The sequence below is a fragment of the Streptomyces sp. NPDC006510 genome (assembly GCF_040611955.1).
Taxonomy (GTDB): domain Bacteria; phylum Actinomycetota; class Actinomycetes; order Streptomycetales; family Streptomycetaceae; genus Streptomyces.
The window spans coordinates 1-24,662 of sequence record NZ_JBEXPH010000008.1; the positions used below are offsets into that span (position 1 = coordinate 1).

Annotated in this window: 19 protein-coding genes and 2 pseudogenes; 11 read left to right on the forward strand and 10 right to left on the reverse strand. The window is 70.1% G+C overall.

Annotated features, from left to right (window positions below; translation table 11 throughout):
• Together ABZY11_RS04350 and ABZY11_RS04355 are read right to left on the reverse strand one after the other, a co-directional pair.
• Positions 1-2,055 (reverse strand): glycosyltransferase family 2 protein (locus ABZY11_RS04350; RefSeq protein WP_356477667.1); only part of this gene is annotated, 2,055 nt, incomplete at its 3' end.
• Between the two features lie 344 nt (positions 2,056-2,399).
• On the reverse strand, positions 2,400-2,663 hold the full coding sequence (locus tag ABZY11_RS04355; RefSeq protein WP_030927001.1) for a WhiB family transcriptional regulator: 264 nt from the start codon (positions 2,661-2,663) through the stop codon (positions 2,400-2,402).
• A 700-nt stretch (positions 2,664-3,363) separates the two neighbouring features.
• Between ABZY11_RS04355 and ABZY11_RS04360 the strand changes: the two genes are divergently transcribed.
• The 3 genes from ABZY11_RS04360 to ABZY11_RS04370 all read left to right on the forward strand — a co-directional run bounded on the left by ABZY11_RS04360 (position 3,364) and on the right by ABZY11_RS04370 (position 6,233).
• Entirely contained in the window at positions 3,364-3,903 is a 540-nt protein-coding gene (locus tag ABZY11_RS04360) for a cysteine dioxygenase family protein (RefSeq protein WP_356477668.1), read from the forward strand.
• 63 nt (positions 3,904-3,966) lie between these two features.
• Positions 3,967-4,923, forward strand: a complete 957-nt coding sequence (cofD, locus tag ABZY11_RS04365) for a 2-phospho-L-lactate transferase (RefSeq protein ID WP_356477669.1) — start codon at positions 3,967-3,969, stop codon at positions 4,921-4,923.
• A complete protein-coding gene (locus tag ABZY11_RS04370; RefSeq protein ID WP_356477670.1) occupies positions 4,920-6,233 on the forward strand; it encodes a coenzyme F420-0:L-glutamate ligase in 1,314 nt (437 codons plus the stop codon). Before cofD ends, ABZY11_RS04370 begins: the two co-directional genes overlap by 4 nt.
• 53 nt (positions 6,234-6,286) lie before the next feature.
• Here the strand turns inward: ABZY11_RS04370 and ABZY11_RS04375 are convergent, their stop codons facing one another.
• The 3 genes from ABZY11_RS04375 to ABZY11_RS04385 all read right to left on the reverse strand — a co-directional run bounded on the left by ABZY11_RS04375 (position 6,287) and on the right by ABZY11_RS04385 (position 10,042).
• A complete protein-coding gene (locus ABZY11_RS04375; RefSeq protein WP_356477671.1) occupies positions 6,287-7,285 on the reverse strand; it encodes a DNA-3-methyladenine glycosylase 2 family protein in 999 nt (332 codons plus the stop codon).
• A gap of 128 nt (positions 7,286-7,413) precedes the next feature.
• Positions 7,414-8,505 (reverse strand): NDP-sugar synthase, encoded by a 1,092-nt coding sequence (locus tag ABZY11_RS04380; protein WP_356477672.1) that lies wholly within the window; start codon positions 8,503-8,505, stop codon positions 7,414-7,416.
• Between the two features lie 124 nt (positions 8,506-8,629).
• The gene (locus ABZY11_RS04385) at positions 8,630-10,042 is read right to left on the reverse strand and encodes a peptidoglycan recognition protein (protein ID WP_356477673.1); all 1,413 of its coding nucleotides are present in this window, start codon (positions 10,040-10,042) and stop codon (positions 8,630-8,632) included.
• Between the two features lie 137 nt (positions 10,043-10,179).
• Here ABZY11_RS04385 and ABZY11_RS04390 point away from each other — a divergent pair, with 137 nt between their 5' ends.
• The 4 genes from ABZY11_RS04390 (at position 10,180) to ABZY11_RS04405 (ending at position 16,116) form a co-directional block, all read left to right on the forward strand.
• A complete protein-coding gene (locus ABZY11_RS04390) occupies positions 10,180-10,932 on the forward strand; it encodes a TIGR03089 family protein (protein ID WP_356477674.1) in 753 nt (250 codons plus the stop codon).
• 181 nt (positions 10,933-11,113) lie between these two features.
• Entirely contained in the window at positions 11,114-12,355 is a 1,242-nt protein-coding gene (locus tag ABZY11_RS04395) for an LCP family protein (protein ID WP_356477675.1), read from the forward strand.
• 223 nt (positions 12,356-12,578) lie between these two features.
• On the forward strand, positions 12,579-14,387 hold the full coding sequence (locus ABZY11_RS04400; RefSeq protein WP_356477676.1) for an LCP family protein: 1,809 nt from the start codon (positions 12,579-12,581) through the stop codon (positions 14,385-14,387).
• Between the two features lie 64 nt (positions 14,388-14,451).
• Positions 14,452-16,116, forward strand: coding sequence for an LCP family protein (locus ABZY11_RS04405; RefSeq protein ID WP_356477677.1), 1,665 nt, complete (start codon positions 14,452-14,454; stop codon positions 16,114-16,116).
• A gap of 63 nt (positions 16,117-16,179) precedes the next feature.
• Here the strand turns inward: ABZY11_RS04405 and ABZY11_RS04410 are convergent, their stop codons facing one another.
• Entirely contained in the window at positions 16,180-17,193 is a 1,014-nt protein-coding gene (locus ABZY11_RS04410; RefSeq protein WP_356477678.1) for a glycosyltransferase family 2 protein, read from the reverse strand.
• Between the two features lie 278 nt (positions 17,194-17,471).
• On the opposite strand from ABZY11_RS04410, the gene ABZY11_RS04415 reads away from it, so the two are divergent.
• Positions 17,472-18,836 carry an LCP family protein gene (locus ABZY11_RS04415; protein WP_356477679.1) on the forward strand — a complete coding sequence of 455 codons (1,365 nt, stop codon included), beginning with the start codon at positions 17,472-17,474 and terminating at the stop codon, positions 18,834-18,836.
• Positions 18,837-18,894: 58 nt separating this feature from the next.
• On the opposite strand, the gene ABZY11_RS04420 is transcribed toward ABZY11_RS04415, so the two are convergent.
• Complete coding sequence (locus ABZY11_RS04420) at positions 18,895-19,443, reverse strand: acyl-CoA thioesterase (RefSeq protein WP_329591807.1); 549 nt, start codon at positions 19,441-19,443, stop codon at positions 18,895-18,897.
• Between the two features lie 119 nt (positions 19,444-19,562).
• Here ABZY11_RS04420 and ABZY11_RS04425 point away from each other — a divergent pair, with 119 nt between their 5' ends.
• Both ABZY11_RS04425 and ABZY11_RS04430 read left to right on the forward strand, forming a co-directional pair.
• Positions 19,563-20,843, forward strand: coding sequence for an LCP family protein (locus tag ABZY11_RS04425; protein ID WP_356477680.1), 1,281 nt, complete (start codon positions 19,563-19,565; stop codon positions 20,841-20,843).
• A 131-nt stretch (positions 20,844-20,974) separates the two neighbouring features.
• Positions 20,975-21,724, forward strand: coding sequence for an SMI1/KNR4 family protein (locus ABZY11_RS04430; protein WP_356477681.1), 750 nt, complete (start codon positions 20,975-20,977; stop codon positions 21,722-21,724).
• Between the two features lie 37 nt (positions 21,725-21,761).
• On the opposite strand, the gene ABZY11_RS04435 is transcribed toward ABZY11_RS04430, so the two are convergent.
• Entirely contained in the window at positions 21,762-21,971 is a 210-nt protein-coding gene (locus tag ABZY11_RS04435) for a DUF397 domain-containing protein (protein WP_356477682.1), read from the reverse strand.
• Positions 21,968-22,846, reverse strand: a pseudogene (locus ABZY11_RS04440) (helix-turn-helix transcriptional regulator). The gene ABZY11_RS04435 and the pseudogene ABZY11_RS04440 overlap by 4 nt, the downstream one beginning before the upstream one ends.
• 183 nt (positions 22,847-23,029) lie before the next feature.
• Here ABZY11_RS04440 and ABZY11_RS04445 point away from each other — a divergent pair.
• Positions 23,030-23,371: pseudogene (locus ABZY11_RS04445) on the forward strand (hypothetical protein); the annotation flags it as partial.
• An 81-nt stretch (positions 23,372-23,452) separates the two neighbouring features.
• On the opposite strand, the gene ABZY11_RS04450 reads toward ABZY11_RS04445, so the two are convergent.
• Positions 23,453-24,610: an acyl-CoA dehydrogenase gene (locus ABZY11_RS04450; protein ID WP_356477740.1), complete on the reverse strand. Its 1,158-nt coding sequence runs from the start codon at positions 24,608-24,610 to the stop codon at positions 23,453-23,455.
• Between the last annotated feature and the right edge of the window lie 52 nt (positions 24,611-24,662).

Here is a 24,662-nt window from a genome sequence, read left to right on the forward strand (position 1 = left end):
CTTACCGATGTCCAGGCCCGCTTCCTTCAGGAAGCCGGACGGGCTGGTGAGGAGCGAGAGCGACCAGGGCGCGAGCACCAGCAGCGGGGTGCCGATCGCGGCGAGGAAACGGAGCCCGTACGCGGTGATGTCACCGCGGCGCAGGACGAGCACGCCGATGCCGAGGACCACGGCGAGCGGCCACACGATCGGCGTGAACGCCATCGCGAAGGTGAGGAGCAGGGTGTACGCCCAGGTGGCACGCCAGCTGCCGCGGGCGTCACCGGCGGCGCGCATGCCGTGCGCGGAGACGGCGGCGCGGGCGATCAGCGGGAGCAGCACGGCCAGTACGGCGGTGCCGAGGCGGCCGGTCGCCAGGGCGCCGGTCGCGGCGGGCAGGAAGGCGTACGCGACGCTCGCCCAGGCCCGCAGCAGCCTCGATTCGAGCAGCGGCCGGGAGACGAAGTACGCGGTGAGTCCGGCGAGCGGGACCGAGCAGACCAGCAGGAGCGTGAGCGCGAAGCCGGTCGAGCCGAGGAACAGCGCGGAGAGGGCCGAGATCACGGCGAGGTAGGGCGGCGCGGTCTGCGTGCCGCCGGTGCCGACCGTGTGCCAGCCGTCCGCGTACTTGCTCCACAGGTCGGCGACGTCGGCGGGTGCGGGCAGCAGTGCGCCGCCGGTCAGCGCTCCGCCGCCGAGGAGGCCGCGGCAGGCGACGAGCGAGACGAGGAGCAGGACGGCGAAGAGCACCGGGCCCGGCTTGCGCCCGATCCGCTTGAGCCGCGCGAACTGCTCGATCTCCAGGAAGTCGGCGTCGTCGCCGCCGGGGCCGGACTCCACGGCGCCGTGCCGGGAGCCACCCGAGTCGGCGTCGGAACCGCTGCCGAAGTTTCCGGCGACCTGCTCCACGGTGGCGCGGACGGTGGCACCGGGCGGCGGGAAGAGGCCGCGCAGTTCGGCCTGGTCCACGACGCCCTTGCCGCGGCTGCGCCGGGCCGACAGGATCCGGCCGGGACGCAACAGGGTGCCGAAGAACCCGGCGACCTCGTCGAGGGCCTGGCCGGGCACCTTGCCGACGAGATAGGCGAGGGTGCGCAGCAGGGTGCCGACGACGAGCCTGAGCATCACCCAGGGCAGCGCCTTGGCGCGGGCGTTGACCAGCATCGTGTAGACGGCACCGGCCTTGTCGACGCGGTGCGGGGAGGCGACCGAACGCCCCGCGCAGTCGATGGGGCGACGCTCGCGGGCGGAGGCCTCGGCGTGCCGGAGGACGGCGTCGGGGGCGACGAGCACCCGGTGTCCCGCGGTGTGCGCGCGCCAGCACAGGTCGACGTCGTCACGCATCAGCGGGAGCCTGCGGTCGAACCCGCCCAGCTCCTCCCAGATGTCACGGCGGATCAGCATCCCGGCGGTGGAGACGGAGAGCACGGTACGGACCTGGTCGTGCTGGCCCTGGTCCTGCTCGCGCCGGTCGAGCCCGGTCCAGCGGCGTCCGCTGTTGGCGATGGAGACGCCGACTTCGAGCAGTTGCTTGCGGTCGTACCAGCCGCGGAGCTTGGGGCCGACGATCGCGGCGTGCGGGTCGGCGTCGACGACGCGCAGCAGTTCGGCGAGCGCGTCGGGCTCGGGTGCGCAGTCGTCGTGGAGCAGCCAGAGCCACTGCACCGGTTCGCCGTGCGGCAGTTCGGGCAGGTCGTAGGCGTCGTCGCGCCAGCTCCTGCTGACGGGGTCCCAGCTGCTGGGGCGCTTCAGGTACGGCAGGTCCTCGGGGGTGAGGACGCCGGCCGTGCGGGTCGCCTCGTCGACGGCGGTACCGAAGCTCGTACGCCGCGCGAGGTGCAGGACCCGTTCGGCGCCGAGCGCCTCGGTGACCAGGCGCGCGGAGTCGTCGGCGCTGCCGGTGTCGGCGGCGACGACGTTCTGTACGGGGCGTTCCTGCCCGAGCAGCCCGGAGAGCGCGTCGGGCAGCCAGCGTGCGCCGTCGTGGGAGACGAGCACGGCGGTGACGACATGCCGGGGGAACTCTGGGGCGGCGGCGGCCGCGTACGGCGCCGCCGATTGGCTGTGCACGGACATCGAGGTACGGGCCCTCCGGCCGGGTCCGGGGGGCGTCCCCCCGGGGGCTGCATCGGTGTACACGCGCGTCCTGTCGGGGCGTTGGCGTGTCTCGGACGGGGCCCCACACTAACGGTACGGATTACCGCGATGGCGCCGAGCGCTCGAACGGGGCCGCGACCGGGCGGGGGTGGAGCCGCGGCGGGTACGGCGATGGCCCGTCGTCTGCGGGCAGGATGCAGGCGGCGGGCCATGGTCGGTCGCGGTCCGGATGTCCGGATCTTCGGTTGTCAGTATGTTCCGGGTGTTGGGGGTATCCCGGAAGTTCCGGTGATGAGGCGTTCCGTCGGCGCGGTGTTCCGCGGTCAGACGGCGGCCTTCTTCAGCCGTCGTCGTTCACGTTCCGAGAGACCGCCCCAGATCCCGAAGCGTTCGTCATTGGAAAGGGCATATTCAAGGCATTCGGACCGGACCTCACAGGCGAGACAGACCTTCTTGGCCTCGCGGGTGGATCCGCCCTTCTCGGGGAAGAAGGACTCGGGATCGGTCTGGGCGCACAGTGCGCGCTCCTGCCAGCCGAGTTCCTCGTCCGCGTCCTCGACCAGCAGTTGCTGGAACAGCTCGGTCATGTGCGCCCCTCGTCTGTCTCTTGCGTCCCCGTGATGCAGCCGTTGCTGATTGCGGCCGAACGACACGAGTGAAATTACAAGTGTGTAGCTCCAGGCCAGTCAAGCGAAGATCTGCTATTGGCCCAGGTATTCACTCTGCGGAACCAAGCCTATGCGGAAAGTGTGCAAATCACCAAAAACCTGACATATGCCATCGCGTCCGCCGCGCCCCCGCTTCTCACTGGGTGAGACGAATTGAGTCACCCCGATGTTGCGATTCGATCACCGAAGCGATCAAGATCACATTCGGGTCACGGAGCCTCAACATGGTTTGCGGGCACGGCTGATGCGCCACATCTCCGCCGCGATGGCCGCACAAACCTTTCTCCGCTCCCAGTAACCGGATGAGGTGAAACATTACCCCCAAATCGGGCATCAGGTTGACAGTGGAGGATCCAGCCGGTCTCCTTGACTGCATGCCAGCGACCACCGCGATGTACGCCACCCACGCCCGTGGGTTCCGCACCGCTGTCCAGGCTCGCTGTTGCTGTTCCAGCTGTCACAGCTGTTGATGCCCCCAGGGCGCCGGCTCTGATCCAGCTCCTTTCGCAGAACCTCTCCGCAGCGCTTTCGCAGGACTTCCTCCTCCGCGCGGCCGAGGCTCTCCGGTCTCCGCGACACCCCGCACATGCACCTCCCATGCCGAGGAACCACCGCATCCATGAACAGCGACAGCGACCTTCAGATCGCCGGCGACATCCTTGAGGTCCAGCACCTCCTCCAGCCGGCCCGCGAGCACCCCTCCACCGTCTCCGAGTTCGTCGGGCTCGCCCGCAGCATCGCCGCCGACCGTGCGCAGTGGGCGCCGCTCGTCCGGTACGACACCACCACCCGCTGGTACCACCGGCTGCGCACCGTTCCCCAAGCTCTCGGCTCCGCCCGAGCAGGGGAGGCCCCACTCGGATACGAGGTCTGGCTGCTCAGCTGGGTGCCCGGCCAGGGCAGCGGGCGCCACGACCACGGTCCGTCCTCCGGCGTACTGACCGTCCTGGAAGGCCGGTTGACCGAGCGCACCGAGCGCACCGACCGGGTGCTGGACTCCGGTGCGCAGCGGGTCTTCGCGCCCGGCTATGTGCACGAAGTGGTCAACGACTCCCTCGAACCGGCCGTCAGCCTGCACATCTACTACCCGGGACTGACCGAGATGCCGATGCACGCTGCGCAGTGCGCCCCGGCGGCCGTGGATGTCGTACCCGCCTGACAGCCCACCCGTCGCCCACCACCGCCCCGACAAGGATCAGGCTCCGCCTGACAGACTGTCTGCATGCGCATTGTGGTTCTGGCCGGCGGTATCGGTGGTGCTCGTTTTCTGCGTGGCCTCAAGCAGGCCGCGCCCGACGCGGACATCACGGTGATCGGCAACACCGGTGACGACATCCATCTGTTCGGGCTGAAGGTCTGCCCCGACCTCGACACCGTGATGTACACCCTCGGCGGTGGCATCAACGAGGAGCAGGGCTGGGGGCGTACGGACGAGAGCTTCCACGTCAAGGAGGAGCTCGCGGCGTACGGCGTGGGGCCGGAGTGGTTCGGGCTCGGCGACCGTGACTTCGCGACGCACATCGTCCGTACGCAGATGCTGGGCGCGGGCTATCCGCTGAGCGCCGTCACCGAGGCGCTCTGCGCGCGCTGGAAGCCGGGGGTCCGGCTGCTGCCGATGTCCGACGACCGGGTCGAGACGCATGTCGCGGTCGACCTGGACGGCGAGCGCAGGGCGATCCACTTCCAGGAGTACTGGGTGAAGCTGCGTGCCTCGGTCCAGGCTCGGGCGATCGTGCCGGTCGGCGCCGAGCAGGCCAAGCCGGCTCCGGGAGTGCTGGAGGCCATCGCCGAGGCCGACGTGATCCTCTTCCCGCCGTCCAACCCCGTCGTTTCGGTGGGGACCATTCTTGCCGTGCCCGGGATCCGGGAGGCCATCGCCGAGGCAGGGGTGCCGGTCGTCGGCCTCTCCCCCATCGTCGGCGACGCGCCCGTGCGCGGCATGGCGGACAAGGTGCTCGCCGCGGTGGGCGTCGAGTCGACGGCGTCGGCCGTGGCCACGCACTACGGCTCCGGGCTGCTCGACGGATGGCTCGTCGACACGGTGGACGCCGGGGTGGTCGGCGAGGTGGAGGCCGCGGGTATCCGCTGCCGTTCCGTGCCGCTGATGATGACCGATGTCGACGCGACGGCGGAGATGGCCCGGCAGGCCCTGGCGCTGGCCGAGGAGGTACGGGCGTGAGCGTCGGCGAGGCCCCCTCGTACCGGGTCTGGGCGCTGCCCGGGATGCCCGAGGTGCGGGCCGGGGACGACCTGGCGAAGCTGATCGCCGCGACCGGGCCGGGGCTGGTCGACGGTGACGTCCTGCTGGTCACCTCGAAGATCGTCTCCAAGGCGGAGGGCCGGATCGTCGAGGCCACCGACCGCGAGGCGGCGATCGACGCCGAGACGGTACGGGTGGTGGCGCGGCGCGGCACGCTGCGGATCGTCGAGAACCGGCAGGGTCTGGTCATGGCCGCGGCCGGGGTCGATGCCTCTAACACCGCCGTCGGCACGGTGCTGTTGCTGCCCGAGGACCCCGACGCCTCGGCGCGTGCGATCCGCGACGGACTGCGGGACGCGCTCGGCGTCGAGGTCGGGGTCCTGGTCACGGACACCTTCGGGCGCCCGTGGCGCAACGGGCTGACCGATGTGGCGATCGGGGCGGCCGGGGTCCGGGTACTGGACGATCTGCGCGGCGGCACCGACGCGTACGGCAATCCGCTGAGCGCCACCGTGGTCGCCACCGCCGACGAGCTGGCCTCGGCCGGTGATCTCGTCAAGGGCAAGGCCTCGGGGTTGCCGGTCGCGGTGGTGCGGGGGCTCGGTCATGTGGTGGACCCGGCGGATGCGGCGGGCGGCGCCCGCGAGTTGGTGCGGGTCGCGGCCGACGACATGTTCCGGCTCGGCACGTCGGAGGCGGTACGGGAAGCGGTGACCCTGCGGCGTACGGTGCGCGAGTTCACCGACGATCCGGTGGACCCGGGGGCGGTGCGGCGGGCCGTGGCCGCGGCGGTGACGGCGCCCGCGCCGCATCACACGACGCCGTGGCGGTTCGTCCTGCTGGAGTCCGAGCGGTCGCGGACCCGGCTGCTCGACGCGATGCGGGACGCGTGGGTCGCGGATCTGCGGCGGGACGGCAGGAGCGAGGAGTCGATCGCCAAGCGGGTGCGGCGGGGCGATGTGCTGCGCCGGGCGCCGTATCTGGTGGTGCCGTGTCTGGTGATGGACGGCTCCCACACGTACGGGGACGAGCGGCGGGACACGGCGGAGCGCGAGATGTTCGTGGTCGCCGCGGGGGCCGGCATCCAGAACTTCCTGGTGGCCCTGGCCGGCGAGCAGCTGGGCTCGGCGTGGGTGTCGTCGACGATGTTCTGCCGTGCCGTGGTGCGCGAGGTGCTGGACCTGCCGGGGACCTGGGATCCGCTGGGTGCGGTGGCGGTGGGGCGTACGGCGGCTCCGCCCGCGGCTCGGGCGGAGCGGGACGCGGAGGGGTTCGTCGAGGTGCGCTGAGGCGGGGCGGGGGCCCGGGGCCGCCGTGGCCGGGGTGATGCGGACGGGAGGGCCTACAGGCGTGCGATGTCGCCTCGGGTCATGCGCGGGGCCCGGCGGGCCGGGATGTGGCCCGACAGCAGGATGAGGCGGACCGCCCGGTGGCGCTGGCCCTCGTAGGGGGCGAGCAGGGCCAGCATCTCCTCGTCGTCGGCGTCCCTGTTGCCCGCCAGGGCATGGCCGACGATGCCGGGCAGGTGGAGATCACCGACCGTGACCGCGTCCGCGGCACCGTTCGAGCGCTGGAGCGTCTCGGCCGAGGTCCAGGGGCCGATGCCGGGGATCAGTTCCAGGCGGGCCATGGCCTCCGGGAGCTCCATGGCCGCCGCCTCCTCCAGGCGGCGGGCCACGCGTACCGCGCGCAGGATCGTGCCCGAGCGTTTGGCGTCGACGCCCGCGCGGTGCCATTCCCAGGACGGGATCAAGGACCAGGTGCGGGCGTCCGGCATGACGTGCAGGCCCAGCGCGGTGAACGCGGCGTGGTCCGTGGGGCCGGGCGCCGGGGTGCCGTGCTTGCGGACCAGGAGACGCCAGGCGCGGTAGGCCTCGTCCGTGGTGACCTTCTGTTCCAGGATCGACGGGATCAGCGACTCCATGACCAGGCCGGTGCGCAGCAGACGCAGGCCGGGGCGGCGGTGCCGGGTCAGGGCGAGCAGCCGGTGGCGCGGCCGGAAGGCGTCCGGGTCGTCCGTCGCGCCGAGCAGCGTCGGGAGCCGGTCCAGCAGCCACGGGGCGCCGGGTCCCCACGCCGCCGCCTCGATCCGGCCGCCCCGGGCGGTGAGCCGGAGGGTGCCGGGGCCTCCGGGCGTGCGGCTGGCCCGCCAGGCCGTGCCGTCCCCGGTCATCCGGAACGTGGGGTCGGCGGGGCCCCGGCGCAGGGGGCCGACGACCAGGCGCAGGTCGAAGGGGCCGGGCGGGGTCCACTCACGGGTCAGCGCGTCCGCCGCCCGAGCCGCCGCCTGGTGCGGGACGGCCGCGCGGGGGGTGCTGCGGGGTGCGAATCGTCCTGCCACGGTGAGGTCCTCGGTCGTCGGGGTGCCTGTCGAGGGTAAGCGCTGCGGCTTGGTGCCGGGGGTGTTCGCCGGGTGAGCCGGGGCGTCCACCGGACGAGCCGCCCGGCTGTCCACCGGACCGCGCCCCGCTATTCGTCGGAGGAGAAGCGCACTGCCGCGTCCGGGAGGACCGCCCCGCACCAGACGCGGATGCCGTCGCGCAGTTCGTTGTCGGCGCCGACCTGGGCCCCGTCCCCGACGACCGCGCCCGTGAGCACCGTACGGCTGCCGATCCGGGCACCGGCTCCGACCAGCGAGTCCTTGATCACGGCGCCCGGCTCGACGACCGCGCCGGCCAGTATCGCGGAGCCGTCGATCCGGGCCCCTTCGCCGATCAGGGCGCCCTCTCCGACCACCGTACCGCCGCTGATCTTGGCGTCGTCGGCGACGGAGGCCGTCGGCAGCACGAGCCCGTCGCCGCACCGGCCGGGGACGGCCGGGGACGGGGCGCGGCCCAGGACCAGATCGGCGGAGCCGCGTACGAAGGCCTGCGGGGTGCCGAGGTCCAGCCAGTAGGTGGAGTCGACCATGCCCTGGAGGTGCGCTCCGGAGGCGAGCAGTCCGGGGAAGGTCTCGCGCTCGACGGAGACGGGACGGCCGGCCGGGATGGTGTCGATGACCGACCTGCGGAAGATGTACGCCCCGGCGTTGATCTGGTCGGTGACGATCTCCTCGGGCGTCTCGGGCTTCTCCAGGAACGCGGTGACCCTGCCGCTGCCGTCCGTCGGCACGAGGCCGAAGGCGCGCGGGTCCTCGACGCGGGTGAGATGGAGGGAGACATCCGCTCCGGAGCTCGTGTGCGAGGCGACCAGCGACCGGATGTCCAGGCCGGTGAGGATGTCTCCGTTGAAGACGAGAACCGGGTCGTCCGGGCCCGCGGTCAGCCGGGACGCGACGTTGCGTATCGCTCCGCCGGTGCCGAGCGGTTCGCGTTCGGTGACGTACTCGATGTGGAGGCCGAGCGACGCGCCGTCGCCGAAGTACGGTTCGAAGACCTCTGCCAGGTACGACGTCGCGAGCACGATGTGCTCGACCCCGGCGGCACGGGCGCGCGCCAGCTGGTGGGTGAGGAACGGAACGCCCGCTGCCGGAACCATGGGCTTGGGCGTGTGCACCGTGAGCGGGCGCAGCCGGGTTCCCTTTCCGCCGACCAGGAGGATCGCTTCTCTTGCCTCTGTCACAGCACTGACTCTGCTTCCTGCTGGGGCCTGTCCTGGTTTCGGCTGGCCAGTGTATGCAGACCGGTTCGGTCGTCCCCGGTCAGCGGCCCACAGCGGTCCGAGGCGGCGTTTCGCGTGGTTGCGTTCAGCGGCCCTGGAGCTGGGCGGAGCTGGTCCGGGCCGAGCCGAGCTTCTTGTAGAGACGCGCTCCGGGGCATTCGGTTGCGAAGCCGTCCCGATGACCGGAGATGACGTTGAGTTTGACCTTCTTGCCCTTCTTGTACTTGTTCCCGCCGCCCGAGACGAGCGTGGCCTTGCCGCGCGGGTTGGCGCCGAACAGGCCGAGCTTCCAGGCGGTGAGCTTCGCGACGGCGCTCACCGCGGCGGCGGGCGGGTTCGATTGGGTGAAGGTCCCGAGGACCGCGATGCCCATGCTGTCGCTGTTGAAGCCGAGCGTGTGCGCTCCCAGGACGGCCCTGGTCACGCCTCCCGCCCGTCCTTCGTAGATGTTTCCGCACTTGTCGACGGCGAAGTTGTAGCCGAAGTCGCGCCAGCCGCTGCTCTTGACGTGGTAGCGGTAGATGCCGCGCAGGACCGAGGGCGCCTGGGAGCACTTGTAGTTGTTGCCCGTGGCACTGTGGTGGATGAAGGCGGCCTTGACCGTGCTGGTGTAGACGAATTTGCTTTCCCTGAGCTTCTCGTCGGCGCCCCAGCCCTTGCGGGTGATGATGCGCGGACGGGGACCGATGTACGGCCGGGCGCCGGGGGCGAGGCCGGCCTCCGCCTCGCCCAGCGCCTCGGACTCGGTCTTGCCCAGGGCGGGGAGCACGCTCGGGGCAAGGGGTGCGGTGCGCCCGTCCGCGGCCTCCGCACCTGCCGCGGCCTCCGCACCCGCCTCGGTCCCGGTGCCGGTCTCGGTCTCGGTCCCGGTCTGGGTGCCGGCCGCGGCCTCGGCGCCGGTCGCGGGGAGCTGCTGCGGGTCCTTGCCGGGGTCGACGAGTTCGAGGCGCAGCCCTCTGGGCAGTTGTACGGCGGTGTCGGTGCGGTCCTGCGGGTCCGGGGCCTCGGGGCGTACCCGGACCGCGACGCCGTCCGAGTCGCCGACCCAGAGCGGGGCGGTGGAGCCCCGGACGGTGCCGGATTCGCGCTCGGCGGTGCCGGGGTCGGCGGAGTGTTCGGCGTTGTGCGTCTCCAGGTCCTGCCAGTCCGACCAGTCGCCGGTGGCGGTCGCGCGGGCGCGGACCTGGACGGTGCCGTGGAGTTCGGCGTCCGCGTCGTCCCAGACGACGCCGACCAGGGAGAAGGGGTCGACCTCGCGTTCGGGCAGCCCCTGTTCGGGGGCGTCCGCGGTCCGGGTGGGTTCGTCGGTGGCCCGGTCGGACGGTGCCGACAGGGTCTGCATCGGGAGGGACTGCGTCGAGCCCGGCACATCGACGGGCTCGGCGGAGTCGGCAGGGGCAGTGGGAGTGTCCGGGGCGGCGCCCGCGGGCGCGGCCAGCGGCAGTGCGAGAACGGCCGCGCAGGTGACACTGATCGAGGTTGCAATGAAGGCACGCATGCGAATAATCCTGGGCATATCCCGGCAACTCCGGCCACCGGTGTGTCCCCGCGCAATTGACGGCCCGTCTGCCGAACCGGTGCAGCGGCCACTCTTCTGCCCCACCGGGCCCGGCGCCGCCGCGTACCCTTGCGCGGATGAACGCCACCGACCGCACCCCTGCCGACCTGCTGCGTTCCGCGCTCGCCGCGGACCCGGCCCGCCCCTTGGTCACTTTCTACGACGACGCCACCGGAGAACGCGTCGAACTGTCGGTGGCCACCTTCGCCAATTGGGTGGCCAAGACCGCCAACCTCCTGCAGGGCGATCTCGCCGCCGCCCCCGGCGACCGGCTCGCGCTCCTGCTGCCCGCGCACTGGCAGTCCGCGGTCTGGCTGCTCGCCTGTTCCTCGGTCGGCGTGATCGCCGATGTGCAGGGCGACCCGGCCGACGCCGATCTCGTCGTCAGCGGCCCGGACACGCTGGAGGCCGCCCGCGCCTGCCGCGGCGAGCGGGTCGCGCTGGCGCTGCGCCCGCTGGGCGGCAGGTTCCCGCAGCCGCCCGAGGGCTTCGCCGACTACGCGGTCGAGGTGCCGAGCCAGGGCGACCGGTTCACACCGTTCGCCCCCGTGGACCCGGACGCCCCCGCGCTGGCGGTGGACGGCGTCGAACTGACGGCGGCGCGACTGGTGGCGCGGGCCCGCGAGGACGCGGCCGGGCTCGGCCTGGCCGCCGGATCTCGGTTGCTCACGGGACGTACGTACGACACCTGGGAGGGGCTGAGCGCGGGGCTGTTCGCGCCGCTGGCGGCCGGAGGGTCCGTGGTCCTGTGCCGGCACCTGGGGCAGTTGGGCGAAGAAGGTCTCGCGAAGCGCGTCGAGAGTGAACGGGTCACCAACAGCGCGGTATGACAAGCACCCTGAGGGCCACTCGTCCGGCCCAAACCGGGCCGAGTCCTCGGGGCTTCGCGTCAACTCCGGTACATGATCGGCGGTACAGACCACCTGGGACACAACCAAGCGTGACGTTCAGCCGTCTACTCCTGCGACCGGCGGCCCGACGCGCCGCCGAACGTTAAGGATGGACGCAGACGTGAGCGAAAGCGCCGGCCCGCCGGACGACTCCGACGACTCGGCGGCGGGCGGGGACAGGGCGCGGTCCGAAGACGGATCCGGCGCCGCCCCGGTAACCGGAGCCGGCCACCGGCGCCACTGGCTGCGCTGGACCGCGCTCGGCGCCTCGTTCGTCGTCCTGGTCGCGGCGGGCGTCGGCTGGTGGCTGTACAGGAAGCTCGACGGCAACATCAGGACCGACACGTCCGCGGCCGCCGAACTCAAGGCGTACGAGCGGGAGCGGCCCGCCTCCGTGGTGCACGACGCGGAGAACATCCTGCTCATCGGCTCGGACAGCCGGGCCGGTGACAACCGCAGGTACGGCCGTGACGACGGCGGCAGCCAGCGCTCGGACACCACGATCCTGCTCCACCTCGCCGCGGACCGGAAGAGCGCCACCGCGATGTCCCTGCCGCGCGATCTGATGACGGAGATCCCGGTCTGCCACAAAGCGGACGGCACGACCACGAAGAAACAATTCGCCCAGTTCAACTGGGCCTTCGAGTTCGGCGGCACCGCCTGCACGATCCGTACGGTCGAGAAGATGACCGGCATTCGGATCGACCACCACATGGTCGTCGACTTCGACGGCTTCAAGGACATGGTCGACGCCGTGGACGGGGTCGAGGTCTGCCTCAAGAAGCCGGTCGACGACGCCGACGCCCATCTGAAGCTCCCCGCCGGGCGCCAGACGCTCGACGGCGAGCAGGCGCTGGGGTACGTGCGGGCCCGCAAGTCGATCGGCAACGGCAGTGACACCGAACGGATGGACCGCCAGCAGCAGTTCCTGGGCGCGCTGGTCAACAAGGTGCAGAGCGACGGCGTCCTGCTCAATCCGACCCGCCTCTACCCGGTGCTGGACGCGGCCACCAAGGCGCTGACCACCGACTCGGGGCTGGACAGCCTCAAGGACCTGTACGAGCTGGTGCGCGGCATGCGCAACGTACCGACCGACAAGGTGCAGTTCCTGACTGTGCCCCGGCAGCCGTACGCCGCCAACCGGAATCGGGACGAACTCGTGCAGCCCGATGCGAACCGGCTCTTCAAGCGGTTGCGCGAGGACGATCCGGTCGCCGTGGTCCCGGCGGACCGGCTCAAGCGTGACGACGAGAAGAACAACGGGAAAAACAATGCGACGGCCGATACTCCGGACGCTTCGGGCCCCAGCCCCACACCGACCTATTCGGGCAACAACGCGGCGGCGGACCTGTGCAAGCAGTAAAGCAATTCCCAAGCAGAGGCCGGTGATCGGCGTGTAATGAGCAGTATGACCAGTTGTAAGGATCGTGGAATTTGTCACGCACGTCGCTCGACGCCGAACAGGGCCGATAGTGTGACGCGATCCGGTGCTACCGGCCATCAGGCCGCGCACTTCTGGAGCGAAAGAACGAGCGCCTGATCGGGGGAGGCGCCTCGCGTGGCACCGACGGAGGACTCAAGCAACCGTGGATGCGCAAAGCCGTGGGCGGGCGGACGGAATCGACCCCGCAGACCAGTGGGTACTCAACCCGCACACCGGCGATTACGAACTGCGACTGAATAATTCCGGAGGGGATTCGGGCGAGTCTTCCCGTACTTCCGGCACGCGTGTCCCCAAGAGCAGAGGGCCGGTCCGGGACGGTGCCGGCGGGCGCAGAGGCGGCTCCCGCGACGGCAGGGGCGAGCGCCGGAATCCGGCCCGCGAGGGTCAGGGGTCCGGTGCGAACCGCGAGGTGCCGGGCCAGCGCGGCCGCCGTTCGGCCAACGGCCCGCGCGGCCAGGAGAGTTCCGGTCCGGGTGGGCCGGCGGGCCGCCGCAGCCGCAAGGCCCCCAAGGCCCGCCGCAAGAAGGCGCTGCTGTGGACGGGCGGCACGATGGCGTTCGTGCTGGTCGGCCTGTCGGTGGGTGGCTACGCGCTGTACCAGCACTTCAACGGCAACCTGAACACGGTCGACGTGGGCGGGGCCGGCAACAAGAACGTCTTCGACACCGACGCCCCGGTCAACATCCTGATCATCGGTACCGACAAGCGCACCGGCAAGGGCAACGAGGGGTACGGCGACAAGGGCAGCGTGGGCCACGCCGACACCAACATCCTCTTCCACGTCTCCGAGGACCGCACCAACGCGACGGCGCTCAGCATCCCCCGCGACCTGATCACCAACATCCCGGACTGCAGAACCAAGCAGCCGGACGGCTCGGAGAAGCTCATCCGGGGTACGCAGAACGTCCGCTTCAACCAGAGCCTCGGTCAGGAGGGCCGTAACGCCGGCTGCACCATGGAGACGGTCAAGGAGATCACCGGCCTGAAGGTCGACCACTTCATGATGGTCGACTTCAACGCGGTGAAGGAGCTGTCCACGGCAGTCGGCGGGGTCGAGATCTGCCTGGCCAAGCCGGTCAAGGACCCGGACTCGCACCTGGACCTGCCGGCGGGCGAGCACCGCATCCAGGGCGAGGACGCCCTGGCGTTCGTACGGACCCGGCACAGCTTCGGCAACCATGGCGACCTGGACCGGATCAAGATCCAGCAGCAGTTCATCGCCTCGATGATCCGGCAGATGCAGTCGGACGACACCCTGACCAGCCCGACCAAGCTCTTCAAACTGGCGGACGCGGCGACCAAGGCACTCACCGTCGACACCGGCATCGGCACGGGGAAGAAGCTGGCCTCGCTGGCCCAGGAGCTCGGCAAGGTCAACACGAAGAACATCACCTTCACCACGGTGCCGGTGCTCGACAACCCGGCCGAGAAGACACCGGTCACCGTCGTACTGAACAAGCCCAAGGCCGACCCGCTGTTCGCCATGATGCGCGACGACACCTCACTGACCGAGGTGAAGTCGAAGAAGAAGGCCGCGAAGAGCAAGCAGGACGCGCTCCTCAAGGGCCCCAAGGCCGCCGCGGGCGACGTACGCGTCGACGTGTACAACGGCGGCAAGGTCCCCGGTGCCGCGCAGGCGACGGTCGTCTGGCTGCAGAACGAGCAGGGCGTGCTCAAGTCCACGAACAAGGCCAACGCCCCGGCGAAGATCGAGAAGACGACGCTGGAGTACGCGCCGAACCAGGCGGACCAGGCACGCGCGCTGGCCGCCATGATGGGCCTGCCCGGCTCGGCCATGAAGAAGGGCAGCACGGACGCCACGGGGCTCCAGGCGATGGTGCTGACGCTGGGCGACGACTTCAAGGGCGCGGGCACGCCCATCACCGGACCGGCGAAGGTGCCGGACGACATTCAGCAGGCAAACGCCGACAAGGCAGAGTGCGCCAAGTGACACCGGGTCACTGCGCCGAACCACGAGTCTGAGCAGCAGGGGGGTCCTGGTGGCACGGAGCGGTATGCCCGGGGAGGGGACGCGGCCACGCGTCCGGCAGGCCGGTCGACCCGGCCGGGACGGCGGTCTCCACGAGGAGACGCCGGAACAGGAGACGGACTCCGGCGGAGGTGGCCGCCCGGCCGCCCCGGCGGAGGGCGGTCACCGGCGCGGTGGCCCGAAGCGGCACGGCAAGAAGGGCAAACGCCGGGTGCTGCGCTGGGTCGCGTCGGTGACCGCGCTGCTCATAATCGGCGGCGCGGGCGCCGGTTACCTCTACATCGAGCACCTCAACGGCAATCTCAAGAAGGCCGATCTGACCCTCGGCGACAAGAAGATGGCCGATCACAAGGCCAACGCCGCCGGTCAGACCCCGATGAACATCCTGCTCATAGGCTCGGACGCACGGGACTCCAAGGAGAACCAGAAGCTCGGCGGGGCCAAGGACACCTTCGGTGCACCGCCCCTGGCCGACGTGCAGATGCTGCTCCACCTCTCCGCCGACCGCAGCAACATGTCGGTGATCAGCATGCCGCGCGACACGATGCTGAAGATCCCGAAGTGCACCGACCCGGAGACGAAACACGTCTACCCCGCGACCACCGGCCTGGAGATGACCAACGAGACGCTCGGCCGCGGCGGCCCCGGTTGCACGGTGGCCACCTGGTACGAGCTCACCGGCATCACCATCGACCACTTCATGATGATCGACTTCTCCGGTGTGGTCTCGATGGCGGACGCGATCGGCGGCGTCCCGGTCTGCGTCAAGAGCAACGTCTACTCGCACACCAGCACCGGCAAGGGCTCCGGTCTGAAGCTGGAGAAGGGCACCACGAAGATCAAGGGCAAGCAGGCCCTCCAGTGGCTGCGCACCCGCTACGGCTTCGAGGACGGCACCGACCTCGGCCGTACCCACGCCCAGCACATGTACATGAACTCGATGGTCCGTGAGCTGCGCGAGGGCACCAAGCTCACCGACCCGGGCAAGCTGATGAGCCTCGCCGAGGCGGCGACGGACGCGCTGACGGTCGACAAGGGCGACAACGGCCTCGGCTCGGTCAACAAGCTCTACGACCTCGCGGAGGAACTCAAGAAGGTGCCCACCAAGCGCATCACCATGACGACGATGCCGAACGTCTACGGGACGGGCACCCTCAAGGAGCGCGTCCTCCCCAAGCCCGGCGACGCCGACCAGCTCTTCCAGATGGTCCGCGACGACGTCCCGCTCGACGGCAAGGCGTCCAAGCGCAAGGCACCGGCCGCCAAGAAGCCCACCGCGTCCCCCGCCGAGATCCCGGTGACCGTCCGCAACGGAACGCGTACCGACATCGATTACCCGGTCAAGGGCCGCGCCTCGGCGGTCAAGGAGCTGCTGACCGGGAAGGGCTTCACCCAGACCGCGATCGACACGCAGAACACCGAAGCGGCGAAGCAGACCCGGGTGCTCTTCCCCAGCGTGGACATGGAGGGCAACGCCCAGGCGGTCGCCAAGGCGCTCGGCATCCCGCTGTCGGCGGTGAAGAAGTCGACCGATGTCTCCGGCATCACGCTGACCGTGGGAGCCGACTGGCGCGAGGACGGGGACTATCACGCCCCCGCCGCCAAGGAGAAGACCCCGGACAGCGCACGGGCGCTCAACGGCGACGACAAGACGGCCTGCATGGACATCCAGCCGGGCTTCGGCTGGTAGCGGGGCACGACGCGCAGTGGGGGCCCTCCGGCACTTCGGAGGGCCCCCACGTGGTTGCGGTGCTCAGACGGTCACGGCCGGGCGGCGGCTGGCGATGACCTTCTTCGCGAGCGAGCGCGGGCTGGTCAGGAAGCCGTACCCCCACGACATGTGCATGGTCGCGAGGGCCACCGGGATCTGTGCCCGCGCCTTCAGCGACAGGCCCTTGCCCGCCGGTACGGACCCGGCGACGATCGCCGCGACGTACCCGGCGGGGACGACGAACGCCCACGGGGTGACGGCAGCGCCGGCCACGATGCCCGCCGCGATCGCGCAGACGGCGGTGGGCGGCGCCAGGTAACGCAGGTTGATCGAGCCGGAGTGGTAGCGGGCGACCACATGCCGCCAGCGGCCGTAGTTCTTGTACTGCTTGGCCAGCTCCCGCACCGAGGGGCGCGGCCGGTACTGCACCTTCAGCTCGGGCGAGAACCAGATCAGGCCGCCGGCCTCGCGGATGCGGAAGTTCAGCTCCCAGTCCTGGGCCCGGATGAACTCCACGTTGTAGCCGTCCGCCTTCTCCAGCGCCTCGCGGCGGAAGACGCCGAGGTAGACGGTCTCCGCCGGGCCCGCCTGGCCCCCGGTGTGGAAGGCCGCGTTGCCGACGCCGATCTTCGACGTCATGGCCGCGGCGACGGCGTCCTCCCAGGCGTTCTCGCCCTCGGCGTGCATGATGCCGCCCACGTTCTGCGCGCCGGTCTCCTCCAGGAGGCGGACGGCGGTCGCGATGTAGTTCGGCGAGAGCATGCCGTGTCCGTCGACCCGCACCACTATGGGGTGACGGGAGGCCTTGATCGCGGCGTTGAGGGCGGCCGGGGTGCGGCCGGTCGGGTTGGGGACGGTGTGGACCCGGGGGTCCTCGCGCACCAGCTCCGCGGCGATCTCGTCCGTACGGTCCGTGGAGGGGCCCAGCGCGATGACCACCTCCATCTCACCTGCGTACTCCTGCTCCAGGATGTGCCGGACGGAGTTCCTGAGGTGACGTTCCTCATTGAGTACCGGCATGATCACGGAGACGGCGGGGTGCTGCGCGGCAGACATGGTGGTCCTCGGGTGGTCCTCGGGGGCGCCGGGGGTTCGCACCCCACCAGGCGGCGTTATTCGGCCGCCACGTTACCGCGAATGGGGGACACGGGCGCGCCCCGCCGGGGTCGCACCCCGGGCCGTTGATCATATGGGCCTACTGTGCGAACGGTTCCCCTCGCACCGCGGAGGTTCCCCCCGTGCCCACACCGCACCGCTCCCCCCGTTCGTCGCGTTCCCGCGCGGTTCCGCCGCAGCGCAGGCCCAGAAAGCAGGACGAACGGCCACGCTGGGGCATGCGGATGGCGACCGGTCTCTCCGTGCTGGTGCTGGGGGCCGGCGGGATCGGTCATGCGGTGGTGACCAATCTGGAGTCCGGGATCGACCGGATCGATCCGTTCAAGGACATGAAGAACCGGCCGCGCGCGGGCAACGGCATGAATCTGCTGCTCGTGGGCACCGACGGCCGCGACCGGATCACCCCGGAGGAGAAGAAGAAGTACCGGCTGGGCGGTGCGCCCTGCCACTGCACCGACACGATCATGCTGGTGCATCTGTCGGCGGACAAGGAGCGCGCGAGCGTCGTCTCGCTGCCCCGCGACAGCTACGCCGAGGTTCCCGAGCACAATGACCGGAACACCGGCAAGCAGCACTCCGCGCACCCGGTGAAGCTGAACGCCGCCTATGCCGAGGGCGGGCCGAGTCTGACCGTGCGGACCGTCGAGCACATGACGGGCGTCAAGGTCGACCACTACCTGGAGGTCGACTTCACCAGCTTCATGAAGACTGTGGACACCCTGGGCGGGGTGAAGATCTGCACGGCCCGGCCGATGAAGGACTCGTACACCGGTCTCGATCTCGCTGCGGGCACCCATGAGCTGAACGGCGGGCAGGCCCTCCAGTACGTACGCTCCCGGCACATCGACGGGGCCGCCGACCTGGCCCGGATGCAGCGCCAGCAGAAGTTCCTCGCCTCGCTGATCGAGCAGGCGACCAGCAGCGGTGTGCTGCTGAACCCGGTGAAGTTCCGGGACGTCGCCTCGACGATGCTGAGCTCGGTCCGGGCCGACAAGGGGTTCGGTACGGAGCAGATGCTGGATCTCGGCCAGGCCATGCGCGGTTTCTCCCCGGCCTCGTCCGAGTTCACCTCCGTACCGATGGGGAATGTCTCCTACCCGGTCAAGGGCATCGGCTCGACGGTCAAGTGGGACGAGGCGAAGTCGAAGAAGCTCTTCCGGGCGCTGCGCGAGGACAAGCCGCTCGCCCCGGTGCGGCCCAAGCAGCCGGAGGCGGTGAAGGTAGACGTCGCCCCCCGGCAGATCCGGGTCCAGGTCTACAACGGGACTCCGCAGGACGGGCTCGGCAAGACGGTCGACGACGCGCTGCGCGCCACCGGCTTCGACACCACGCACGCCCCGTTGAACGGGGAGCTGCGCGGCCTCAAGCACACGCTGATCACCTACGACCCGCGCTGGGACCGGTCCGCGAAGTCGCTGGCCGTCGCGCTGCCCGGGGCCGAGCTGCGGGCGGTGCCGGGGCAGGGCGCCACGATGCGAGTGACGGCGGGCGCGGACTTCGAGAAGGTGCAGCGGGTCCGGGCCGAGGAGACGAACAACGGCGAGTTCGACACGGTCACGGGCGACCAGGTGGCCTGCCCGTGACCGCGGGGGCGCCGCCCCCGGGGCTCAGAGCGCCCGCGATGCCTGCTGCCGGGTGCGCTCAGTCCTCGATGCCTTCCGCCGCGCGCTTCTCGCGCAGTTCCTTGATCGCGCGGCGGCGGGCGAGGCGGTGGGTGCGCCGGATCTGCGCCTCCTGGTAGCGCCGCTTGTCGCGCTCCGTCTCCGGGATCACCTGCGGTACGGGGCGCGGCTTGCCGTCCGCGTCGACCGCGGCGAACACCAGATAGGCGCTGCCGACCTGCTGGGCGGGGGTGGATTCGTTCCATCGCTCGGCCATGACCCGGACACCGACCTCCATCGAGGAGCGGCCGGTCCAGTTCACCTGGGCGCGGACGTGAACGAGGTCACCTACGCGGACCGGCTCCAGGAAGACCATCTCGTCCATCGAGGCCGTCACGGCGGGTCCGCCGGAGTGCCGGCCTGCCACGGCGCCCGCCGCGTCGTCGACCAGTTTCATGATCACGCCACCGTGCACCGTGCCCAGCAGATTGGTGTCGCTGCCGGTCATGATGTGGCTGAGGGTGGTCCGGGAGGCGGCGGTCGGCTTGCCCGGGATGTCGCCCTCCGGGCGCGGGGCCTGATCTGTCATACCGTCCACCTTATGCGGGGACTTCCGCACGGCGGCAATGCATCAGCTTCGCAACAGCCCTGGTGCGATTTCCCGCACCCCCTGTAATACCAGCACACCTGGCCTGCACACTGGACCGCATGAACGATTGGCCCGAGGGATGGTCCGACGACAGCCGCGGCGGTAACCGCTACGGGCAGGGCAACGCCGGCGAGCAGCCCGAGGGCGCCCGCGTCATGCGGCACGTCCAGCGCCCTCCCGCCCCGCCCCAGCACCCCCCGGCCCCGCCCCGGCAGCGCCGGCCGCAGCAGTACCCCGGTGACTACAACGACAACGCGGGGTACGACAGCGGTTACAACACGGGCCAGGTCTACGGCGGCGGCGACCGGGGCAACGGCCACGGCGGCGGCCAGGGCGGTGGCGGTTACCCGCAGGGGCGCTCGGCTCCCGACTGGCGCCGCCGCATCAAGATAGGCTCCCTGACCCTGGTGGTCGTGGTCCTCGGGGTCTCCATAGGCACGTACTTCTGGGCCGACTCCAAGCTCAAGCGCGAGGTGGACCTCTCCAAGGTCATCGAGCGGCCGGAGAGCGGCGACGGCACCAACTACCTGATCGTCGGTTCCGACAGCCGCGAGGGCATGACGGCCGAGGACAAGAAGAAGCTCCACACGGGCTCCGCCAAGGGCAAGCGGACCGACTCGATGATGATCCTGCACGACGGATCCAACGGGCCGACGCTGATCTCCCTGCCGCGCGACTCGAACGTCGAGATCCCCTCGTTCAAGGGGTCCGACTCCGGCAAGCTCTACCCGGGCCGCGGCCGGTTCACCAAGCTGAACGCCGCGTACGCCATGGACGGACCCGAACTCCTCGTCCGTACCGTCGAGTTCAACACCGGACTGCACATCGACCACTACGTCGAGATCGGCTTCGGCGGCTTCGCCAAGATCGTGGACGCGATCGGCGGGGTGGAGCTGGACATCCCCAAGGCGTTCAAGGACAAGTGGTCCGGTGCCGACTTCCAGGCGGGCAAGCAGACGCTGAACGGCGAGGAGTCGCTGGCCTTCGTGCGTACCCGGCACGCCTTCAGCAGCGACCTGGACCGTACGAAGAACCAGCAAAAGTTCCTCGCGGCGCTGGCGAGCCAGACGGCGACGCCTTCCACGATCCTCAACCCGTTCAAGCTGTACCCGACGATGGGGGCCGGCCTGGACACCCTGGTCGTGGACAAGGACATGTCGCTCTGGTCCCTGAGCCAGATGTTCTTCGCCATGAAGGACGTCACGGGCGGCGACGGCAAGTCGATGAACATGCCGATCTCCGGATCCACCGGCAGCAACCTGGTCTGGGACAAGGCCAAGGTCAAGCAGTTGGTGGAGCAGCTCAACAACGACGAGAAGGTCACCGTCACCGAGAACTGACGACATCAGGCAGCAGGGCCCGGACGGTTCGCCATCCGGGCCCTTTGCCTGTCCCGGGGTCCGGCCTGGTCGGGAATATACGGGAAGGAAGGCGCCAAGCCTTGTCAGTGGCGGCGCCTACAGTCGCACGCATGACCCAGGAGCCACAGCCCCCGAACCTCATGCTCGACCTCGACGCACTCGCCGCGGCCGTCGGCGAGCAGCCCGACAGACAGGCGGCATGGCGTTTCATCCACGCCTTCGCCCGCGACTGGAGCCCGCGCCCCCTCACGGGGGCCGACGGCCACACCCCCGCCGATCTCGACGCGGCGCAGGCCCGGCTCGGCCTGCCTCTGCCCGCAGCGCTGCGCGAGGCATACCAACTGCTCGGGCACCGCATCGACCTGACCGACAATCAAGACATGCTGCTCGCCCCGCAGGACCTCCGCATCGACGAGGACCGCGGTGTACTGATCTTCCGCGTCGAGAACCAGTCCTGCGCCTACTGGGGGATACGTGTCACGGACCTCGACCAGGACGACCCGCCCGTCGTGGTCCGCGCCGACCTCGTCCGGCCCACCGCCGACGACTGGGACACGTGGCTGGGCCGGGTCAGCGTCGCGTTCGTCGAGATCGTCCTGTCCGAGGCCCTGTGCGCCGATGAGGACCTGATGGGATGGGTGACCCCCGACAGAGACACGGGCCTGCCCGAGGACATCACCACCACCTTCCAGCGGCTGCCGTTCCCGGAGTACCCGATCAGCCACCAGCCGGGCTCACGCTGGTACGCGCACGACGAGATCATCCTCCGCGACGACCACCAGACCGCGATGTTCCGCGCCCGCACGGAGGCGGCCTTCGACCGCTTCGACGGGGAGGACGAGAAGTTCGAGGAGGACTGACGGGAGTCGCCCCGTCCGGACCGACGGCCGAGCGGGATCAGTGCTCGGCCGCGTAGGAGACGAAGCCTGCCCAGGCGTTGGGGCCGAAGGCGAGGCGAGGGCCTTGGGCGTTCTTGGAATCGCGGACGTGAACCGCACCGGGGGCAGTGGCGACCTCGATGCAGTCGTTGCCGTCGCTGCTGTCACTGAAGCTGCTCTTGAACCACTCCAAGCCGGAGGCGTCCTCTGCAGAGCTCTTGCGGATCATGTCTCTCCCAGCACTTGCTCGATGAAGGCCAGTGACTCTCCTGGCGAAAGAGCCGGGAGCCCGGATGATGCCATACCTCAGTTCGAGGATCCGGAGTTGCTTCGGATCGGAGACGGGGCGGCCGACGAACTCGTTGTCGGTGCGCCCTACCGCCGAGCCGTCGCCGAACTTCAACACCTGGATCCGCCCGCCCGTTCCAGGGTGATCCCCGCAGTCCGTCGGCATCACCTGGATCTCTACGTTCGCAACTGCCCTACCTCCAGCAGGTGTTCGAGCTGTTTGCGCATCACCATTGTCCCGCCGATGGGGCGGCGCAGCGTCACCTCTTCCTGGACAAAGCTGAGTTCTGGGGCGGGCTCCCGCGCGAAGATAGAGTGCCGGGCCATGCGCGCATCGACCATCCGCTGGTGCTCTTCCTGCGAGTACGCAGGCCGACGCGTAGCGAGTAGCGCGCCCATGTATGCCTCGGTCTGCAACAGGCCGTGGATGTTGTGATTGCCGTATGCCGACAGCTCGACGGCCCGCGCCTCCAGCTTCGCCAGGTCCCGGATCTTCTTCGGGTACCGAACCTCCGCCACGTCCTGCTTCATCGCCGCGATCTTCCCGCGCGCTCCGAGGACCTCGTCCGCCCGGTCCAGCAGCTCCGGGCGGGGGATGCGGCGGCCGCCCTCCACCTTGTAGATCTGGTCTTCCCCGTACCCGATCGCGGCGCCGAACTCGCCGGCCCGCAGCCCGGCCGCCTCCCGCCACGCCTTGATCTGGCGGCCCACCGCCGCGACCACGGCCGCCCCCGACTCGTCATCGGGATCGACGTCCCAGCCCGGCTCGTCCGCCCCGGTGTCCCCGCGTTCCGTACCGGTCTCGTCCACGCTCATCCGTACCCCACTTCCGACGCGTTTTGCCGCTCTTGGCCCAACCCCTGATGTCCCCGGCGCGTCGCCCCGGACAGCCGGGACAGCACCGGACAAGCACGGGACAATCGCCGTACGTAAGGGGCTCGTCACTGTTCACGGTACGCACATGCGGCCACGCTGAGTGACGTGACCCAAGAAATCCCCCTGTCCGCCGCACTGCGGGACACACCGGAAGCAATCGCCGACCCCATCGTCGAACTCACCGCACAGGGCCTGGGCAACCGCCCGGCCGCACAACAGTGGAGGAACCTGGTGGCCGTGGACACGTCTTTCTACAAGTCCTTCATGTCGGAAGAAATCCGGGACGAAGGCCGCGCACAAGGCCGTGCGGAAAGCCTCCGGCTGGTCCTGGAAGCATGCGGTCTCACCGTCACCGACAAGGTCCGCGAGAAGATCGACAACTGCAACGACCCCGAGCTCCTGCACGTGTGGCTCAACCGCGCCGCCACCGCCGCCTCGGTCGAGGAGGTTTTCGCCGGGGAGTGATCCGGCCCCGGTCTCCTCGCCCCGGACAAACGTCCGGCCCCCGACGCATGCATCGGGGGCCGGACGCCGAAGCGACAACCGTTACGGCAGGTTCCTCGCCATGACGATGCGCTGAACCTGATTCGTACCTTCATAAATCTGGGTGATCTTCGCGTCGCGCATCATCCGCTCCACCGGGTAGTCCCGCGTGTAGCCGTAGCCGCCGAGCAGCTGGACCGCGTCCGTGGTGATCTCCATCGCGACGTCGGAGGCGAAGCACTTGGCCGCGGCGCCGAAGAAGGTGAGGTCGCCGTCGAGGCGCTCGGACTTGGCGGCGGCCGAGTAGGTGAGCTGGCGGGCCGCCTCCAGCTTCATGGCCATGTCGGCGAGCATGAACTGGACGCCCTGGAAGTCGGCGATCGGCTTGCCGAACTGCTTGCGCTCCTGGACGTAGCCCTTGGCGTAGTCGAGGGCGCCCTGGGCGATGCCGAGGGCCTGGGCCGCGATGGTGATGCGGGTGTGGTCCAGGGTCTTCATCGCGGTGGCGAAGCCGGTGCCCTCCTCGCCGATGATGCGGTCGGCGGGGATGCGGACGTTGTCGAAGTAGACCTCGCGGGTCGGGGAGCCCTTGATGCCGAGCTTCTTCTCCGGGGCGCCGAAGGAGACGCCCTCATCCGACTTCTCGACGACGAAGGCCGAGATGCCCTTGGAGCGCTTGGTCGGGTCGGTGACGGCCATGACCGTGTAGTACTCGGAGACGCCCGCGTTGGTGATCCAGCGCTTCACGCCGTTGAGCACCCAGAAGTCGCCGTCGCGTACGGCCTTGGTCTTCATGCCGGCCGCGTCGGAACCCGCGTCGGGCTCGGAGAGGCAGTACGAGAACATGCCGTCGCCCTTGGCGAGCGGGCCCAGGTACTTCTTCTTCAGGTCCTCGGAGCCGGAGAGGATCACCGGGAGGGAGCCGAGCTTGTTCACGGCCGGGATGAGGGAGGAGGAGGCGCAGACCCGGGCCACCTCCTCGATCACGATGACCGTGGCGAGGGCGTCGGCGCCCGCGCCGCCGTACTCCTCGGGTACGTGCACCGCGTGCAGGTCCGCCGCGGTCAGGGCGTCCAGCGCCTCCTGCGGGAAGCGCGCCTCCTCGTCGACCGCCGCCGCGTGCGGGGCGATCTTCGCCTCGGCGAGCGCACGCACCGACTCCCGGAGCATGTCGTGCTCCTCGGCCGGACGGTACAGGTCGAAATCGGTCGAACCCGCCAAGACGCTCACTCCCCAAGACGCTAACTACCGTTAAGTAACCCAATTTTAGAGC

Excerpts from the sequence above, each read along its gene's own strand:
- ABZY11_RS04355 (WP_030927001.1), bottom strand. The coding sequence starts at position 2,663 with ATGACCGAGCTGTTCCAGCAACTGCTGGTCGAGGACGCGGACGAGGAA.
- ABZY11_RS04360 (WP_356477668.1), top strand. The coding sequence starts at position 3,364 with ATGAACAGCGACAGCGACCTTCAGATCGCCGGCGACATCCTTGAGGTC.
- cofD (WP_356477669.1), top strand. The coding sequence starts at position 3,967 with ATGCGCATTGTGGTTCTGGCCGGCGGTATCGGTGGTGCTCGTTTTCTG.
- ABZY11_RS04385 (WP_356477673.1), bottom strand. The coding sequence starts at position 10,042 with ATGCGTGCCTTCATTGCAACCTCGATCAGTGTCACCTGCGCGGCCGTT.
- ABZY11_RS04390 (WP_356477674.1), top strand. The coding sequence starts at position 10,180 with ATGAACGCCACCGACCGCACCCCTGCCGACCTGCTGCGTTCCGCGCTC.
- ABZY11_RS04405 (WP_356477677.1), top strand. The coding sequence starts at position 14,452 with ATGCCCGGGGAGGGGACGCGGCCACGCGTCCGGCAGGCCGGTCGACCC.
- ABZY11_RS04410 (WP_356477678.1), bottom strand. The coding sequence starts at position 17,193 with ATGTCTGCCGCGCAGCACCCCGCCGTCTCCGTGATCATGCCGGTACTC.
- ABZY11_RS04415 (WP_356477679.1), top strand. The coding sequence starts at position 17,472 with ATGCGGATGGCGACCGGTCTCTCCGTGCTGGTGCTGGGGGCCGGCGGG.
- ABZY11_RS04420 (WP_329591807.1), bottom strand. The coding sequence starts at position 19,443 with ATGACAGATCAGGCCCCGCGCCCGGAGGGCGACATCCCGGGCAAGCCG.
- ABZY11_RS04425 (WP_356477680.1), top strand. The coding sequence starts at position 19,563 with ATGAACGATTGGCCCGAGGGATGGTCCGACGACAGCCGCGGCGGTAAC.
- ABZY11_RS04430 (WP_356477681.1), top strand. The coding sequence starts at position 20,975 with ATGACCCAGGAGCCACAGCCCCCGAACCTCATGCTCGACCTCGACGCA.
- ABZY11_RS04435 (WP_356477682.1), bottom strand. The coding sequence starts at position 21,971 with ATGATCCGCAAGAGCTCTGCAGAGGACGCCTCCGGCTTGGAGTGGTTC.